The organism is Kitasatospora sp. NPDC042419, assembly GCF_056437345.1.
In genome coordinates, this window is record NZ_JBWKAW010000022.1 from 21,983 (window position 1) to 39,022 (window position 17,040).

Consider the following 17,040-nt stretch of genomic DNA (forward strand, 5'->3'; position numbering starts at 1 on the left):
GCCGCGGCGGCCGCGGCGGCCCCACGCGAAAGGGGCCCGCCGAAGCGGGCCCCCGTCACTCACCTGCGGTCGGTTCAGGCGCCGTAGCCCTGGCCGCGCTTGTGCTCGTTCAGCCGGTGCCACGGGCCGGTGATGGCCAGCTGGATGCCCGGGACCTGGATGTTGGCGAAGAGGGTCTTGCCGTCGTCCGAGAAGGTCACGCCGGTGAACTCGCTGAACTCGGGCTTCGTGGCGGTGCCGATGTTCAGGTCGTTGCGGGCGATCGGGTAGGTCAGCCCGTCCTCGGTGGCGCCGAACAGGTGCGACACGCCCTCGCCGTCCTCGGCGATCACGATGCCGCCGTAGGGCGAGACGGTGATGTTGTCCGGGCCGTCGTAGTTGTCGTGGTCGCCGAAGACGTCGGAGTTGACGCCCAGCAGCACCTTCAGGGTGATGGTGCGGCGGGCCGGGTTGTAGAACCAGACCTGGCCGTCGTGCTGCACCGGGCTCTCGGAGCGGGCGAAGCTGGAGACGAAGTAGAAGCCGCCGTCACCCCACCACATGCCCTCCAGCTTGCGGGCGCGGGTGACCTCGCCGTCCTTGAACTGCTTGCGGATCGAGACGGTGCGGGCGTCGCGGTCCTCGACCTTGACCCAGTCCACGCCGTAGGTGGTGCCGACCGCGGTGGCGCGGGAGAGGTCGTCGACGAACTTGCCCTGGGCGTCGAAGACCTTGAAGGCCTCCAGCAGACCGGCGTCGGCGGCCAGCTTGCGCAGCTGGTAGCGGCCGTGCTTGAAGCCGGCCGGCGGGGTCCAGCGGAACAGCAGGCCGTTGGGGTTCGAGGCGTCCTCGGTCAGGTAGACGTGGGCGCGCTTCGGGTCGACGACGACGGCCTCGTGGGCGAACCGGCCGAAGGCCTTCACCGGCTGCGGGTCGCGGTTGTAGTCGTCGTCGAACGGGTCGACCTCGAAGATGTAGCCGTGGTCCTTGGTCAGGCCGTTCTTGCCGGCCTTGTCCTCGGTCTCCTCGCCGGACAGCCAGGTGCCCCACGGGCTGACGCCACCGGCGCAGTTGGTGGAGGTGCCGGCGATGCCGACCCACTGCTCGACCTTGCCGTTGGCCTTGGCGTGCACGATGGTGCAGCCGCCGGCCGCGCCCGGGTCGTAGACGTGGCCCTCGATCAGCGGGACCGGGTTCGGCCAGTTGGCGCGGCCGCCGGACAGCTCGTGGTTGACGACCAGCAGGTTGCCGCCGCGCTCGTCCTCGAACGCCGCGGTGCCGTCGTGGTTGCTCGGGGTGAACTCGCCGGTGCGCAGCTTGGTGACGCCGGTCCGGTTGACGACCTTGTACTTGAAGCCCTTGGGCAGCGCGAGCAGGCCCTCCGGGTCCGCGACCAGCGGGCCGTAGCCGACGGCCAGCCGCTCGGCCTCGGCGGCGGCGGCGACCGGCGCCTCGCCACCGGCCGGGGCGGCGATCGCGCCGGGCGCGCTGGCCAGCGCCTCAGCGCTGCCGGCGATCAGGACACCGGCCCCGACGACGGTGGAACGGTTGACGAAGTCCCGGCGGGACAGCGACATGGCAGTCACTCCTGAGGGGTGGGCCGCCGACCGGGACTGCGCCCGGTTCGTGGCGTGCGAGGTGTCGAGGCTGGTCCCGACGCCCAGCAGACTCCGCCCGTTCGGTGAACACACGGTGAAGCGGATGCCTCGTCAGGGTGTTCATTTGCCGACCGTATTCGAACTCATGATCCGCCCCCTGCCCGCGAGCCGCAGGTCGGACGGGCAAACGGGGGATCAGCGGCCGGTCCGGACCGCCCGCCACTGCTCCCAGGAGGCCAGCCACAGCTGCTCGCAGAGGCGGTGCTCGTCGCCCTCGCCGCGCCCCGTCCGGCCCCGGCCCGCCCGGCCGCGCCGGACCTGTTCCCAGGCCCGCTGCGCCGGCAGGCTCGGCACCTCGCTGGCGAACACCGTGTGGCGGATGACCTCCTCGACCGCGGCGTCCCCCTCCGGCGTCCCCACCACCCAGTGGGTCAGCTGGGACAGCCGGTTGAGCTGTTCGACCATCGCCGCCACCGCCGCCAGCGCCTCCTCCCTGGTCTCCGAGGCGAGCCGCATCTGCTGACGCACCGCCGCCTCCCAGCGCAGCGCACCCGCCTCGGCGCGCGCCCCGCGGGCGGGCCGGGGCACCCGCCCGGCCCGTACCCGCGCCTCGACGGCGGCGGCCTCGCTGATGCTGTGCGCGATCACCGCCCGGTGCGCCTCCAGCCCGGTGACCAGGGCGAGTTCGCGCTCCTCCAGCGGGAGGTGACGGCCGCGCCGGGCGGCCAGGTCGCGCAGCATCGCCGTCCGTCCGCGCAGGTACCGCTCGTGGTCCCCGATCCGGGTCAGCTCGACGCCGCCGGGCGGCACCCCCCGGCCGCAGACGGTGACGGTCAGTCCGTCCACCCGGAGCCGGCCGGCCCAGACCGGCTCGGCGCCGCTGATCGGACAGCAGCCGGGCAGCGCCGCGCCGGCCCAGAGGCCGCGCCGGTCCTCGTGCACCTCGACCGCGCGCGGCTCGCCGTCCACGGTGATCCACTCGCGCAGCGCCCGGACCCGGCCGGGCGCGTCGCCCTCGTCCACGCCGAGCTGCTCGTAGACGCGGTCGCGCTCGTCCTCGACCACGTCGTCCAGCTCGGGCAGCGGCCCGAGCCGCTCGGCGCCGGGCCGGTGGGTGCGCACGGTGACGTACGGGCCGTCGGGGGAGCCCCAGTCGCCGGAGCCGACCTCGATCCAGCCCGGACCGGCGACCGTCCCGACGCCGGCGAACCCGGGCCCACCGAACCCGGCCGGGCCGAACCCGGCCGTCCCGGCCCCGGCCGGGCCGAACCCCGCACCGCCGCCGACCCCCGCACCGCCGAACCCCGCACCGCCGGCCGCTCCGAACCCGTCGCCGTCGGCCCCGCCCGCCTCGAACGCGACCAGCGCGGCGCCGTCCATCCCGAGCACGGGCGCGACGCCGTACACGGGGAAGGAGGTCGAGGCGAGGGTGCGGCGGGCGAACTCCTCCTGCGCGGCCAGGCATTCCTCCAGGTCGTCGCCGTGGCATCCGTGCGGGCGGTCGAACCGGTCAACCGTTCCCGCGCCGTCCCCGTACCGGCCGTCCCGCCCGCCACCGCTCGCCCGCGTCATCCCGCGCCGCACCCCCTGGTCCTCGCCGTGCCCGTCGACTGCGGGCAACGATACGTGGCCCGACCTACCGGGTCATCAGGCCCTTTGCCGCACCGCGCGGATCGGCCCGGCAAACGGAACGGGCGAACCGGCGGCCGTGTCCGAGCGGCCGGCTGTCGGTCCCCCTTCGTACGCTGGCCGGTATGACAGCAACCACGGAGTTCCCGGCCCGGATCAGCATCGTCACCCTCGGGGTGACCGACCTCGACGAGAGCGCCCGATTCTACGAGGCGCTGGGGTGGCGCCGCTCCTCCGTCTCCAGCCCGGAGATCGTCTGGTTCCGCACCGCCGACTCGGTGCTCGGCCTCTTCCCGCACGACGAGCTGGCCGCCGACGCGGGCGTGCCGGCCGGCGGCGAGCCCTCGTTCCGGGGCGTCACCCTCGCGGTGAACCTGGAGTCGCCCGCGCAGGTGGACGCCGCCCTGGAGACGGCGGTGGCGGCCGGCGCGACGGTGGTGAAGCCGCCGGCGCCGACCAGCTGGGGCGGCTACTCCGGCTACTTCGAGGACCCGGACGGCCACCTCTGGGAGCTGGCCCACAACCCGTTCTTCCCGTTCACGGCGGACGGCTCGCTGGACCTGCCCTGAGGCCCGCCCGGCCCGGCCCCCCGCCTCCCCCGGTGCCCCGCGCCCCGGGCGCCGCGCTCCCGGCACCCGGCTGCCCGCTCCCGGCCCGCGCCGTCGGGCTCAGCGGCACGGGCCCGACAGCACGGCTACGACCGGCACGGCTCCGACCGGCTCAGCCCTTCGACCGCGCCTTGAACGCCGCCTTGCGGGCCTCCTTGGCGACCGTCCGGTCCAGGTGCAGCTCGCCGACCGCCTCCAGCACGTCCGCCGTGTAGGGGTGGTCGACCCGCCACAGCTCGCCGAAGTAGCTCGCCGGGTTGTCGGTCACCGGCAGGTCCTCGATCAGCTCGCGCAGCTGCTCGGGATCGCCGCCGGAGTCGAGCAGCTGGGCCGCGAACGCGTCGATCACCGTCCACAGCGCCATCGCCCGCTCCGGCGCGGGCACGTCGGCCGCTCCGAGCGACACCAGCCAGGCCCGCGCCCCGCCGCCCAGCTCCGGGTCGTCCAGCACCTCCCGGACGGCCGGCTCGGCGGGCCCGCCGAGCATGGTCAGCGCCGAGTGGCAGAGCATCCGGCGCATCGGGGCGTACGCGTCGTGACCGCGCGCCGCCGCGAGCAGCTCGCGCGCCGCCTCCAGCGGCTCCCGACCGGTGACCCAGACCCGCAGCTCCTCGTCGGGCAGCACGTTGGCGGCCTCGCTGATCCCGCGGAGCAGCCCGGCGGCGTCGCCCCGGGCCAGGTCGCCGATCAGCGGCGCGTCGTAGCCGTCCTCCAGCAGCCACTGCCGGATGCCGTACTGGCCCAGCGGGGTGAGCCGGACCAGCCCGAAGCGGGCGGACTCCGCCTCGTCCAGCGGCTCCTCGGTGCCGCCGTCGGCCGCCGGTTCCGCGGCGCCCTCGGCCTCCTCCTCGTCGAAGAGCTCCGGGTCGATCGGCCGGTAGTCCAGCAGGCCCAGCTCGGCCAGGTCGGCGAGCATCGGGTCCAGGGAGACCATCACATCGGTGATGTCGCCGAGCAGCTCCTCGCTCGGCTCCTCGCCCTCCGGCACCACCAGCAGCGCGGCCAGCACACCGAGCGGCACGGTCTCACTGCCCGGCTCGGCGAAGGCGGTGGTCTCGTACAGGACCTGGAGCGCCTCGTCGAGCAGCTCGGCGGCCTCGTCGCGGGCGTCCTCGACCTCGCTGAGCCCGTCCTCGTCCTCCTCGTCCTCCCCGCCCGCCTGCCCCTCCGCGGCCTCCGCAGCCTCCGCGGCCTCCGCCGGGGCCCCGGCCGGCCCGGACGGCTCCTCGGGCAGCGAGTCGGCCTCCACGGCCAGCTCACGGACGATCCCGGCCGCGGTCAGCCACAGCTCCAGGACGGTCTCCGGGTCCCCCTCCTCGGCCGGCTCCAGGTCCGGCCCCGGGACGGCCACGTGCTCGCCGGCCGCCGTGGTGCCGATCTCGATCAGGTCGAGGTCACAGGCGAGCGACCAGGCGCGCATCGCCTCGACCACGGCCTCCTCCGGCACGTCCCCCTCCTCCGGGGCGAGGCCGAGCAGCCGGGCGGCCGGCGCCCGGTCCGGGCCGGTGAGGTCGCCGAACTCGTCCACCGGACGGTGCGGGGCCGTCCAGCGGGCCAGCGCCAGGGCCCACCCGAACATCGGGACGGCCTTCGCCTGGGCGGCCAGCTCGGCCTCGGACGGCAGTGCCACCGGCGGCACCAGCACGGCCGCGTCGTCCAGGTCGTCGTCGTCCAGCCCGTGTGCGGCGAACGCCCCGTACAGATCCTGCAGCTCCAGGTCGGCGGGCAGCACCGCGCCCTCGCCCGGCGTGCCCGCCGCCGAGGTTCCGGCGTTCTTACGACGTCGTGCGGCCATCGTTGCGCGTTCTCCCTACGCCGAGGTCAGCCCGCCGGCCTCGCGGAATCAGCTCCGCGTACCGGTCCATCACCTCAGCGTATAGGCCGCGCACGCCCGATGCCCGGCCTCAAGGGGCGCGCGCCGCGAGTGCGCGCCCACCCCTTATCCTTCGAATCGGTACCGCGCACACCCCGCGCGCGCCGACGGGCAACGAAGCCCACGCTCCTCGCCCGCCACCCGGCGGGACGGACCCACTTCAGCTCACCCGCTCCACCAGGGAGCCCCCGCACCGAGGCCACCACCACAGCGCCCAAGGACGGGCGCGCCGGCATACCCCGCCGACCCCGGTGGCGCCCGGCCACAGGAGACCCCTGCCATGGCGGACCTCTCCCCCGCCGGCTCCGGCCTGCGCACCGCGCAGCTCGACGGACGCCGACTGTCGGAGGCCCTGCTTCCCCTGGAGCTCGCACCCCGCGCCCAGCTCCGGCTCGCCGCGATCAGCCGCTGGAACGCGCTGCGCGGCGTCCGCGTCGGCCTCGTCGCCGCCGCCCTCCTCTTCATGCTGATCGGTGCCAACCTGGCCACCCCGATCTACCCGCTGCTCCAGCAGCGCCTCTCGCTGACCGCTCTGGACACCACCGTCCTGTTCACGATCTACGTGTTCGCGCTGGTCCCGGTGCTCGCCGCGGTCGGCCACTGGTCGGACCACCTCGGCCGGCGGGCGCTCATCCTGCCCGCCGTGGGCCTGGCCGCCGCGGGGGACGTCGTCTTCGCGACCTCCGGCAGCTTCTGGCAGCTCGCCGCCGGCCGCGCCGTCCAGGGCATCGCGGTCGGCCTGTCCACGGGCGCCGCCGGTGCCGCCCTCGGCGACCTGCTGCCCGACCACCCCACCCTGGCCGCCAAGCTCACCCTGGCCTGTTCGGCGGGCGGCGTGGCGATCGGCCCGGTGGTCGGCGCCCTGCTGGCCGGCGGCTCCGACCCGCTGCTGACCCCGTTCCTGCTGCACGCGATCGCCCTGCTGGCGCTGTGCGTGCCGCTCGCCCTGGTCCACCCCCGGATGCCCGGCCGCAACCGCCCGCCGGCCTCCCCGCCGCGCATCACCACCCCGGCCCACCTGCGCCCGCAGCGCCTCGCCCTGCCGGTCACCGGCCGCCGCGAGTTCCTGCTGGCCTCCTCGGCCGGCTTCATCTCGTACGCGGTCTTCGGCGTCTACCTGAGCCTGGCCCCGGCCTTCTCGGCCAAGCTGCTGCACACCGACTCCCGCCTCACCGGCGCCGTCGTCGCGGCCCTGCTGCTCGGCTCCTCGGCCGTCGCCCAGCTGCTCGTCCCGCCCACCGCCGACCGCCTGGTGATAGCCCTCGGCATGACCGGCCTGGCCACCGGCCTCGGCCTGGTCGTCACCGCCCAGTACACCGGCACCCCCGCGCTGCTCTTCATCGGCAGCGTCCTCGGCGGCGCCTGCCAGGGCATCGCGTTCCGCTCGCTCTTCACGTCCGCCGTCGCCGCGATGAACCCCGAACGCCGGGGCTCCGAGCTCTCCTCGCTCTGGGTCATCGTCTACCTCGGCTCGTCCCTCCCCATCGTGGGTGTGGGCGCCCTCGTCCAGGCCTACGGCCTGCTCCCGGCCACCAGCGGCTTCGTCCTCCTCGCCGCCGCCCTCTGCGCCGCCCTGGCCGTCGCCGTGGCCCGCAAGCCCAGGCACGCCTGACCCGCACGAACGCCGGAACGCCGCTGCCCGGGACGGAGTATCCGTCCCGGGCAGCGGCGTTCCGCCCCGGCTACGCGCTCCAGGGCTTCCAGGCATCGGTCCCGATCTCGACGGCGAAGGGCTCCGGCAGTCGGACGGACTCCCCGAACTTCCACTCGCCGAGGACCTCGTACGTCGCCTCGGCCTTGTTCGGCTCGCCGAACAGGGTGACACCGGGCTGCCGAGGGTCGCGGTCCACCAGCAGGTAGTACGGCACACCGGTGCGCGCGTAGCCGTTCCACTTGGTGGATCTGACCTGGCGCCCGAACATGGGACGACGGTCCTGGCCGGCGTTGGACGCAGAGGTCACCTCGACCACCAGCTGGAGTTCGTGGGGGTGGAGGTTCAGCACGTCGTCCGCACGCTTCTCGGCGTCGACGTCCTTGTGCACGACCACCATGTCGGGGACATAGCCGTCCCCGACCTCGATCAGGTCCAGATTGATCCCCTGCACGGCCCGCCAGGAGAATGCGGCTTCCAGGAACCACGCCCTCTCGAAGCCGCGCTGGATGTCCGAGAGGATCCCCCCATGGGCGTATACCGGCGCCGGTGACACGACGATCTCCCCTCCGACCACTTCCACCCGCGTGCCGTCGTCCGGGAGCCGGAGGTACTCACCGAGTTCTCCCCGGACCCACATGGCGTACGGCGAGTCAGGCAGAAGCAACTGCGCGAACGCAACTACCGACATGACATCGCTCCCTCCGAGGTCGCGGCTCCAGCCTCGCCGCACGCTGGCAGATATACCACTGCCGCGCGAACAATTCCCCCGAAGGGGAGATTCGCGCGGCAGCGGGTTGACGGGTGGCGTCCGTCAGACGTTGAAGCCGAGGGCGCGGAGCTGGTCGCGGCCGTCGGGGGTGATCTTGTCGGGGCCCCACGGCGGCATCCAGACCCAGTTGATGCGCAGGTCCTGGACGAGGCCGTCGGTGGCGGTCTTGGCCTGGTCCTCGATGACGTCGGTCAGCGGGCAGGCCGCCGAGGTGAGCGTCATGTCGATGGTGGCCACGTCGGACTCGTCGATGTGGATGCCGTAGATCAGGCCCAGGTTGACGACGTCGATGCCCAGTTCGGGGTCGACGACGTCCATCAGGGCCTCCGTCAGGTCCTCGACGGAGACGGTGCCGGCGGTGGTGCCGACGATGACGGTCGGACCCTCCTCCGCAGCGGGGGAGGCCGCGGCACCGGTGTCGGTGTCGGTGGTGTCGGTGTCACTCATGGTCTGTCCTCCTCTGCGGTTCAGTCGGTGGTGACGGCGGGGTGCTCGGCCAGGGCCTTGGCGGTGGCGTCCTTCCAGGCCATCCAGCTGAGCAGGGCGCACTTGACCCGGGCCGGGTACTTGGAGACGCCGGCGAACGCGACCGCGTCCTCCAGCACCTCCTCGTCGCCCTCGCCCTGGCCCTTGCTCTGCATCAGCTCCAGGAAGGCCTCCTGGACCGCCTGCGCCTCGCCGACGGTCTTGCCGACCACCAGGTCGTTCAGCACCGAGGCGCTGGCCTGGCTGATCGAGCAGCCCTGCGACTCGTACGAGACGTCGGCGACCGTGGCGCCGTCGAGCCGCACCCGCAGGGTGATCTCGTCCCCGCAGGTGGGGTTGACGTGGTGCACCTCGGCGTCACCGTCGCGCAGCCCCTTGCCGTGGGGGTTGCGGTAGTGGTCCAGGATGATGTCCTGGTACATCGAGTCGAGCTTCATGATCGCGTGCCCCGTCCCGTCAGCCGAAGAAGTTCCGGACGTGGTGGAGGCCGTCGATCAGGGCGTCGACCTCGCCCGGCGTCGAGTACAGGTAGAACGACGCCCGCGTGGTCGCCGGAATTCCGTACCGCAGGCAGACCGGCCGCGCGCAGTGGTGGCCGACGCGCACGGCGATGCCCTGCTCGTCGAGGACCTGGCCCACGTCGTGCGGGTGGATGTCACCCAGCGTGAACGAGATCGCCGCGCCGCGGTCGACGGCCGTGCGCGGGCCGATGATCCGCAGGTCCGGGACCTCCAGCAGCCGCCCGACCGCGTACTCGGTGATCGCGTGCTCGTGGGCGGCGATCTTCTCCATGCCGATGTTCGACAGGTAGTCGATGGCCGCGCCGAGCCCGACCGCCTGGGCGATCGGCGGGGTGCCGGCCTCGAACTTGTGCGGCGCCGGGGCGTAGGTGGACGAGCCCATGGTGACGGTCTCGATCATCTCGCCGCCGCCGAGGAACGGCGGGAGGTCCTCCAGCAGCTCCTGGCGGCCCCAGAGCACGCCGATGCCGGTCGGGGCGAGCATCTTGTGGCCGGTGAAGGCGACGAAGTCGGCCTCCAGCGCCTGCACGTCCAGCACCATGTGCGGCGCGGCCTGCGAGGCGTCGATGACGACGAGCGCGCCGACCGACTGCGCCTTGCGGACGATGGTCTCGACCGGGTTGACGGTGCCGAGCAGATTGGAGACCAGGGTCACCGAGACGACCTTGGTCTTCTCGGTGATCAGCTCGTCGATGTTCGACAGGTCGAGCCGGCCCTCGTCGGTCAGCCCGAACCACTTCAGCTTCGCGCCGCTGCGCTGCGCGAGCAGCTGCCACGGGACGATGTTGGAGTGGTGCTCCATCTCCGTGATGACGATCTCGGAGTCGGCGTCGACCCGGTAGGGCTCCTCCGCCCAGGCCAGCATGTTGGCGACCAGGTTGAGCGACTCGGAGGCGTTCTTGGTGAAGACGACCTCGTTGCGGCTCGGCGCGTTGACGAACGCCGCGACCTTGTCACGGGCGCCCTCGTACAGCGCCGTGGCCTCCTCGGCGAGCACGTGCACGCCGCGGTGGACGTTGGCGTTGTGGCGCTCGTAGTAGGCGTTCAGCGCGTCGAGCACCTGGCGGGGCTTCTGCGAGGTGGCGGCGTTGTCGAGGTAGACCAGCGGCTTGCCGTCGTGCAGCAGGCGCTGCAGGACGGGGAAGTCCTTGCGGATCGCGTCGGTGTCGAGCAGGCCCGTCAGGACCGCCGACTCGTGCGTATGGGTCACTCGGAAGCGCCGCCCTTCACGTAGGACTCGTAGCCCTCCGCCTCCAGCTTGTCGGCCAGCTCGGCACCACCGGACTCGACGATGCGACCGGCCGCGAAGACGTGGACGTGGTCGGGCTTGATGTACCGCAGGATGCGGGTGTAGTGGGTGACCAGCAGGGTGCCGACCTCGCCGGTCGAGCGGACCCGGTTGATGCCCTCGGAGACGACCCGCAGCGCGTCGACGTCGAGGCCGGAGTCGGTCTCGTCGAGGATCGCGATCTTCGGCTTGAGGAGCTCCAGCTGGAGGATCTCGTGGCGCTTCTTCTCACCGCCGGAGAAGCCCTCGTTGACGTTGCGCTCGGCGAAGGCCGGGTCCATCTGGAGGGCGGCCATCGCCTCCTTGACCTCCTTGACCCACAGGCGCAGCTTGGGGGCCTCGCCGCGGACCGCGGTGGCGGCGGTGCGCAGGAAGTTGGAGACCGAGACGCCGGGGACCTCGACCGGGTACTGCATGGCCAGGAAGACGCCGGCCCGGGCGCGCTCGTCGACGGACATCTCCAGGACGTCCTCGCCGTCCAGCAGCACGCTGCCGCCGGTGACGGTGTACTTCGGGTGACCCGCCAGGGAGTAGGCGAGGGTGGACTTGCCGGAGCCGTTCGGACCCATGATGGCGTGGGTCTCGCCCTGCTTCACGGTCAGGTCGACGCCCTTGAGGATCTCGCGGGGACCGTTCTCGGCCTCGACGGAGACGTGCAGGTCGCGGATTTCAAGCGTTGCCATGGGTACTCAGGACTCCTGGTTGACGGAGACGAGCACATCGTCCCCTTCGATCTTTACGGGGTAGACAGCGACCGGCTTGGTGGCGGGCAGGCCGGAGGGCTTGCCGGTGCGCAGGTCGAAGCTGGAGCCGTGCAGCCAGCATTCGATCATGCAGTCCTCGACCTCGCCCTCGGAGAGCGAGACGTTCGCGTGCGAGCAGATGTCGTTGACCGCGAACACCCCCTCGTCGGTGCGGACGACGGCGACCGGGACGCCGTTGAGGTCGACGCGCTTGGGCTCGTCCTCAGCCAGCTCGCTCAGCGCGCAGGCGCGAAGGAAGCTCATCGGGTCAGACCGCCGCTTCCAGCTCGGCCTCGATCTTCTCCATCAGCTGGTCCTGGATCTCGGCGACGCCGATCTGCTGGACCAGCTCGGCGAAGAAGCCCCGGACCACCAGGCGGCGGGCCTCGTCGGCCGGGATGCCGCGGGCCTGCAGGTAGAACAGCTGCTCGTCGTCGAAGCGGCCGGTGGCGGAGGCGTGGCCGGCGCCGACGATCTCGCCGGTCTCGATCTCCAGGTTCGGGATGGAGTCGACCCGGGCGCCGTCGGTGAGCACCAGGTTGCGGTTGAGCTCGTAGGTGTCGGTGCCCTCGGCGGCGGCGCGGATCAGCACGTCGCCGACCCAGACGGCGTGCGCGTCCTGGCCCTGCAGCGCGCCCTTGTAGACCACGTTGGAGCGGCAGTGCGGGGTGTCGTGGTCGATGACCAGACGGTGCTCCAGGTGCTGGCCGGCGTCGGCGAAGTAGAGGCCGAACAGCTCGGCCTCGCCGCCGGGCGCGGCGTAGGAGACCCGCGGGTGGATGCGGACCACGTCGCCGCCGAAGGTGATGACGACGGACTTCAGCGAGGCGTCGCGGCCGACCAGCGCGGTCTGCTGGGCGGCGTGCACCGCGTCCCGCTCCCAGTCCTGGACCGAGACGAAGGTGAGCTTGGCGCCGTCGCCGACCAGCAGCTCGACGTTGGCCGCGCGGGTGCCGGTGCCGGTGTGGTTGATCACCACGACGGCCTCGGCGAACGGCTTGACGTCGACCACCACGTGGGCGAAGCGGGTGCCGCCCTCGCCGTGCACGTCGATCTTGACCGGCTCGGTGAGCACCGTCTCCTTGGGGACGGTGACCACGAGCGCCTGCTCGAAGGCGCTGTACGCCTGCGCGGCGACCCGGTCGACCGGCTTGCCGGCCTTGCCGAGCCGGGCGTCGTCACGGCCGACGGTCTCGGCGGTGACGCCGTCCGGCAGGCTCAGTTCGACCTTGTCCTCGCCCTGCTCGCCCTCGGCGGCGGTGCCGTCGTGGAGCCCGCCGAGGCGGTGCAGCGGGGTGAAGCGCCAGTCCTCCTCGCGGCCGGTCGGCACCGGGAAGTCCGCGACGTCGAAGGACGGCTTGACCGCGACGCGCGCGTCGATCGGCTGCTTGACGGTGGCGCGGCCGGTGCCGGGGCCGGCGAGCTGGGCGCCCGCGCCGGCCGTGCCGACCTCGATCGAACCGGCGGTGGTGGAGCCGGTGGGGGTGTTGACGTCAGCCATGGCTGTTCGTTGTGCTCTCTTCCTCAAAGTGTCGATGGACGGCGGGGCGGCCGGCGGGTCAGCCGACGGAGCCCTCCATCTGCAGCTCGATCAGCCGGTTCAGCTCCAGCGCGTACTCCATCGGCAGCTCGCGGGCGATCGGCTCGACGAAGCCGCGGACGATCATCGCCATGGCCTCGAACTCGGTCATGCCGCGGCTCATCAGGTAGAAGAGCTGGTCCTCGCTGACCTTGGAGACGGTCGCCTCGTGGCCCATGGAGACGTCGTCCTCGCGGACGTCGACGTAGGGGTAGGTGTCCGAGCGGGAGATGGTGTCGACCAGCAGCGCGTCGCAGAGCACGTTGGACTTGGCGCCCTTGGAGCCCTCGCCGATCTCGATCAGGCCGCGGTAGGAGGTGCGGCCGCCGCCCCGCGCCACCGACTTGGAGACGATGTTGGAGGAGGTGTTGGGCGCCATGTGGACCATCTTGGCGCCGGCGTCCTGGTGCTGGCCCTCGCCCGCGAAGGCGATCGACAGGGTCTCGCCCTTGGCGTGCTCGCCCATCAGGTAGACGGCCGGGTACTTCATGGTGACCTTGGAGCCGATGTTGCCGTCGACCCACTCCATGGTCGCGCCCTCGTACGCCACGGCGCGCTTGGTGACCAGGTTGTAGACGTTGTTCGACCAGTTCTGGATGGTCGTGTAGCGGCAGCGGCCGCCCTTCTTGACGATGATCTCCACGACCGCGGAGTGCAGCGAGTCGGAGGAGTAGATCGGGGCGGTGCAGCCCTCGACGTAGTGGACGTAGGCGTCCTCGTCGACGATGATCAGCGTCCGCTCGAACTGGCCCATGTTCTCGGTGTTGATCCGGAAGTAGGCCTGGAGCGGGATGTCGACGTGGACACCCTTCGGCACGTAGATGAAGGACCCGCCGGACCAGACGGCCGTGTTCAGCGCGGCGAACTTGTTGTCGCCGGCCGGGATGACCGTGCCGAAGTACTCCTTGAAGATCTCCGGGTGCTCGCGCAGCGCGGTGTCGGTGTCCAGGAAGATGACGCCCTGCTCCTCCAGGTCCTCGCGGATCTGGTGGTAGACGACCTCGGACTCGTACTGGGCGGCGACGCCGGCGACCAGCCGCTGCTTCTCCGCCTCCGGGATGCCGAGCTTGTCGTACGTCGCCTTGATGTCGGCGGGCAGGTCCTCCCAGGACTCGGCCTGCTTCTCGGTGGAGCGGACGAAGTACTTGATGTTGTCGAAGTCGATGCCGGTCAGGTCGGAGCCCCAGGTCGGCATGGGCTTCTTGCCGAACAGCTTGAGGCCCTTGAGCCGCAGGTTCAGCATCCACTCGGACTCGTTCTTCTTCGCGGAGATGTCGCGGACGACGTCCTCGCTGAGCCCGCGCTTGGCCTCGGCACCCGCGGTGTCCGGGTCGGCCCAGCCGTACTCGTAGGTGCCCAGGCCTTCGAGCTCCGGGTGCGAAACGGTGTCAGTCATGCGAGCTTCCTAACGCGCGGACGCTGAATCTTCGGTGGACGTACCGGCAGTCGGCGCGGCATCGGTGCCCCGGCCCGCGGCGGCGCGCAGGGCGGACGACGATGCGGCACCGGGTGCCGGCACATAGGTGGTGCAGACCCCGTCGCCGTGGGCGATGGTGGCCAGCCGTTGCACATGGGTGCCCAGCAGTTGGGAGAAGACCTCGGTCTCCGCCTCGCAGAGCTGCGGGAACTGCTCGGCGATGTGCGCGACCGGGCAGTGGTGCTGGCAGAGCTGGGCGCCGGCCGGGGCCTGCGCCGCGGCGGACGGGACCCGCCGCACCGTGGCAGCGTACCCGTCGGCGCTCAGCGCCTGGGCGAGGGCCTCGGTGCGCTCCCCCGCCTCGGCGGAACCGAGGGTCTCCAGGTACTTCTCGGCCTGCCGCCCGAACCGGGCGCGCGCGAAGGCGGCGACCGCCTCCTCGCCCGCCGCGCCGCCGCCCACCGCGTCGGAGATCCAGCGCAGGGCGTCGGCGGCGAGCTGGTCGTACGCCTGGTAGAAGGCGTCCCGGCCGGCGTCGGTGAGGGCGAAGACCTTGGCGGGGCGGCCCCGGCCCCGGCTGCCGTACACCCGCTGCTCGCGGGCGTCGACCAGGCCGGCGGCGGTGAGGCCGTCCAGGTGACGGCGGACGGCTGCGGTGGTCAGACCGAGCCGGTTCGCCAGGTCGGCGGCGGAGGAGGGGCCGTGGTCGAGGATCGACCGGGCGACCCGGTCCCGGGTGGCCCGGTGGCCGTCCAGCAGCACCTCGGCCGCCGTCGCGGGCACGGCACAGCCGGGGGCCGACTCGGCCTCCTGCTGTGCGGGGTGCTCGCGCATGTTTTTCACAACACCAGTGTTGCGTAATTCCTTCCGGCAGGACAAGCCGTGATCCAGGCCTCACCCGTGGCATCTGTCACGCAGGTAAGCCTTACCTGACCTGCGGAAACGATCACCGGGGGTTCCGTTCCGCCGGTCACTCCGGCCGTCGCGGCCCCCGATCCGGCGGCCCGTCGATCCGGAATCCAATCCTCCGCCATGCCCCTTCCGCACCCTCCACCGGCCCCTCCCCCTCCCGGGCCGGGCTCGACCCGGCCCTCCGTCCGGCCTCCCGTCCGGCCGCGCTGTTCACTCCTCTTAGACTCGCCGGTATGCATTCCGAACCCGCGGTCCAGATCACCGGGCTGGTCAAGCGCTACGGCGAGAAGACCGCGGTGGACGGTCTCGACCTCGCCATCGCGCGCGGCACCGTCACCGCCGTCCTCGGTCCCAACGGCGCCGGCAAGACCACCACCGTCGAGACCTGCGAGGGCTACCGCCGCCCCGACGCCGGCACCGTCCGCGTCCTCGGCCTCGACCCGGTCACCGAGGGCGCCGCACTGCGGCCCCGGATCGGCGTGATGCTGCAGTCGGGCGGCGTGTACGCGGGCGCGCGCGCCGTCGAGATGCTCCGGCACACCGCCAAGCTGCACGCCCACCCCCTGGACGTCGACGCCCTGGTCGAACGCCTCGGCCTCGGCTCCTGCGGCCGCACCACCTACCGTCGGCTCTCCGGCGGCCAGCAGCAGCGGCTCGCCCTCGCCATGGCCGTGGTCGGCCGCCCCGAACTGGTCTTCCTGGACGAGCCCACCGCCGGCCTCGACCCGCAGGCCCGCCGCGCCACCTGGGAACTGGTCCGCGACCTGCGCCGGGACGGCGTCACCGTCGTCGTCACCACCCACCACATGGACGAGGCCGAACAGCTCGCCGACCGGGTCGCCATCGTCGACCGCGGCAAGGTCATCACCGAGGGCAGCCCGGACGAGCTCTGCCGCGACGGCGCCGAGTCGAGCCTGCGCTTCGACGGCCCACCCGGGCTCGACCTCGCCACACTCCTCAAGGAACTGCCCGAGGGCGCCACCGCCGCCGAGACCACCCCCGGCAGCTACCGCATCGAGGCGCCCGTCGACCCCCGCCTGCTGGCCACCGTCACCGGCTGGTGCGCGGCCTCCGGCATCCTGCCCGAACGGCTCGCCGTACAGCGCCGCAGCCTCGAAGACGTCTTCCTCGACCTCACCGGACGGGACCTCCGCGCGTGACGACCACCGACTACTCCCCCCAGCCCGGCGCGGCCCCCGTCGGCCGGATGCTGCTCGCCCAGACCGCGTTCGAGACGAAGATGCTGCTGCGCAACGGCGAACAGCTGCTGCTCACCGTCATCATCCCGACCGTGCTGCTCGTCCTCTTCTCCGCCGTCGACATCGTCGCCGTCGAGGGCCCCGGCAAGCGGGTCGACTTCCTCGCGCCGGGCCTGCTCGCCCTCGCCGTGATGTCCACCGCCTTCACCGGGCAGGCCATCGCCACCGGGTTCGAGCGCCGGTACGGGGTGCTGAAGCGGCTCGGCGCCAGCCCACTGCCGCGCTGGGCGCTGCTCACCGCCAAGACCGGCTGCGTCCTGGTCACCGAGGCGCTCCAGGTGGCGCTGCTGTCGGTGATCGCACTCGCCCTCGGCTGGTCGCCGCACGGCAACCCGCTCACCGTGGCCGCCCTCCTGTTCCTCGGCACCGCCGCCTTCTCCGGCCTCGGCCTGCTGATGGCCGGCACCCTGAAGGCGGAGGCGACGCTCGCGGCGGCCAACCTGGTCTTCATCCTGCTGCTGCTCGCGGGCGGCGTGATCGTGCCGCTGTCGAAGTTCCCCTCGGCGGTGCAGTCCGTCCTGGAGCTCCTCCCCATCGCCGCCCTCTCCGACGGCCTGCGGTCCGTCCTCCAGACCGGCGCCGGCGTCCCCTGGGCCGACCTCGGCATCCTGACCGCCTGGTCCGCCCTCGCCCTGGCCGCCGCCGCCCGCTTCTTCCGCTGGGAGTAACCCCTCCCGCACACCCCGGCGGCCCCCGGTTCGAACGAACCGGGGGCCGCCGCCATT

General features: G+C 72.5%; 16 protein-coding genes. 4 read left to right on the forward strand and 12 right to left on the reverse strand.

Annotation, left to right across the window (positions count from 1 at the left end; translation table 11 throughout):
• Positions 1-74: 74 nt before the first annotated feature.
• On the reverse strand, positions 75-1,556 hold the full coding sequence (locus tag AC067J_RS31290; RefSeq protein ID WP_478304907.1) for an alkaline phosphatase PhoX: 1,482 nt from the start codon (positions 1,554-1,556) through the stop codon (positions 75-77).
• Positions 1,557-1,772: 216 nt separating this feature from the next.
• Positions 1,773-3,149, reverse strand: a complete 1,377-nt coding sequence (locus AC067J_RS31295) for a hypothetical protein (protein WP_478304909.1) — start codon at positions 3,147-3,149, stop codon at positions 1,773-1,775.
• Positions 3,150-3,331: 182 nt separating this feature from the next.
• Here AC067J_RS31295 and AC067J_RS31300 point away from each other — a divergent pair, with 182 nt between their 5' ends.
• Positions 3,332-3,775 carry a VOC family protein gene (locus tag AC067J_RS31300; protein ID WP_478304911.1) on the forward strand — a complete coding sequence of 148 codons (444 nt, stop codon included), beginning with the start codon at positions 3,332-3,334 and terminating at the stop codon, positions 3,773-3,775.
• Between the two features lie 151 nt (positions 3,776-3,926).
• On the opposite strand, the gene AC067J_RS31305 is transcribed toward AC067J_RS31300, so the two are convergent.
• Positions 3,927-5,609, reverse strand: coding sequence for a hypothetical protein (locus tag AC067J_RS31305; RefSeq protein WP_478304913.1), 1,683 nt, complete (start codon positions 5,607-5,609; stop codon positions 3,927-3,929).
• 358 nt (positions 5,610-5,967) lie between these two features.
• Here AC067J_RS31305 and AC067J_RS31310 point away from each other — a divergent pair, with 358 nt between their 5' ends.
• On the forward strand, positions 5,968-7,299 hold the full coding sequence (locus AC067J_RS31310) for an MFS transporter (RefSeq protein ID WP_478304915.1): 1,332 nt from the start codon (positions 5,968-5,970) through the stop codon (positions 7,297-7,299).
• A gap of 70 nt (positions 7,300-7,369) precedes the next feature.
• On the opposite strand, the gene AC067J_RS31315 is transcribed toward AC067J_RS31310, so the two are convergent.
• The 9 genes from AC067J_RS31315 to AC067J_RS31355 all read right to left on the reverse strand — a co-directional run bounded on the left by AC067J_RS31315 (position 7,370) and on the right by AC067J_RS31355 (position 14,978).
• A complete protein-coding gene (locus AC067J_RS31315) occupies positions 7,370-8,029 on the reverse strand; it encodes a Uma2 family endonuclease (protein ID WP_478304917.1) in 660 nt (219 codons plus the stop codon).
• 123 nt (positions 8,030-8,152) lie between these two features.
• The gene (locus tag AC067J_RS31320; protein WP_478304919.1) at positions 8,153-8,557 is read right to left on the reverse strand and encodes a metal-sulfur cluster assembly factor; all 405 of its coding nucleotides are present in this window, start codon (positions 8,555-8,557) and stop codon (positions 8,153-8,155) included.
• 20 nt (positions 8,558-8,577) lie between these two features.
• Positions 8,578-9,033 (reverse strand): Fe-S cluster assembly sulfur transfer protein SufU, encoded by a 456-nt coding sequence (gene sufU, locus AC067J_RS31325; protein WP_327681703.1) that lies wholly within the window; start codon positions 9,031-9,033, stop codon positions 8,578-8,580.
• Between the two features lie 19 nt (positions 9,034-9,052).
• The gene (locus tag AC067J_RS31330; protein ID WP_478305094.1) at positions 9,053-10,300 is read right to left on the reverse strand and encodes a cysteine desulfurase; all 1,248 of its coding nucleotides are present in this window, start codon (positions 10,298-10,300) and stop codon (positions 9,053-9,055) included.
• 23 nt (positions 10,301-10,323) lie between these two features.
• Positions 10,324-11,088, reverse strand: a complete 765-nt coding sequence (gene sufC, locus AC067J_RS31335) for a Fe-S cluster assembly ATPase SufC (protein WP_478304921.1) — start codon at positions 11,086-11,088, stop codon at positions 10,324-10,326.
• 6 nt (positions 11,089-11,094) lie between these two features.
• Positions 11,095-11,412 (reverse strand): bifunctional 3-phenylpropionate/cinnamic acid dioxygenase ferredoxin subunit, encoded by a 318-nt coding sequence (locus AC067J_RS31340; protein WP_478304923.1) that lies wholly within the window; start codon positions 11,410-11,412, stop codon positions 11,095-11,097.
• Positions 11,413-11,416: 4 nt separating this feature from the next.
• A complete protein-coding gene (gene sufD, locus AC067J_RS31345; protein WP_478304925.1) occupies positions 11,417-12,649 on the reverse strand; it encodes a Fe-S cluster assembly protein SufD in 1,233 nt (410 codons plus the stop codon).
• 58 nt (positions 12,650-12,707) lie between these two features.
• Positions 12,708-14,123 (reverse strand): Fe-S cluster assembly protein SufB, encoded by a 1,416-nt coding sequence (gene sufB, locus AC067J_RS31350; RefSeq protein ID WP_478304926.1) that lies wholly within the window; start codon positions 14,121-14,123, stop codon positions 12,708-12,710.
• A gap of 9 nt (positions 14,124-14,132) precedes the next feature.
• Positions 14,133-14,978, reverse strand: a complete 846-nt coding sequence (locus AC067J_RS31355) for a helix-turn-helix transcriptional regulator (protein ID WP_478304928.1) — start codon at positions 14,976-14,978, stop codon at positions 14,133-14,135.
• 311 nt (positions 14,979-15,289) lie between these two features.
• Here AC067J_RS31355 and AC067J_RS31360 point away from each other — a divergent pair, with 311 nt between their 5' ends.
• A complete protein-coding gene (locus AC067J_RS31360; RefSeq protein WP_478304930.1) occupies positions 15,290-16,216 on the forward strand; it encodes an ABC transporter ATP-binding protein in 927 nt (308 codons plus the stop codon).
• 47 nt (positions 16,217-16,263) lie between these two features.
• Positions 16,264-16,983: an ABC transporter permease gene (locus tag AC067J_RS31365; RefSeq protein WP_478305096.1), complete on the forward strand. Its 720-nt coding sequence runs from the start codon at positions 16,264-16,266 to the stop codon at positions 16,981-16,983.
• Positions 16,984-17,040 lie beyond the last annotated feature (57 nt).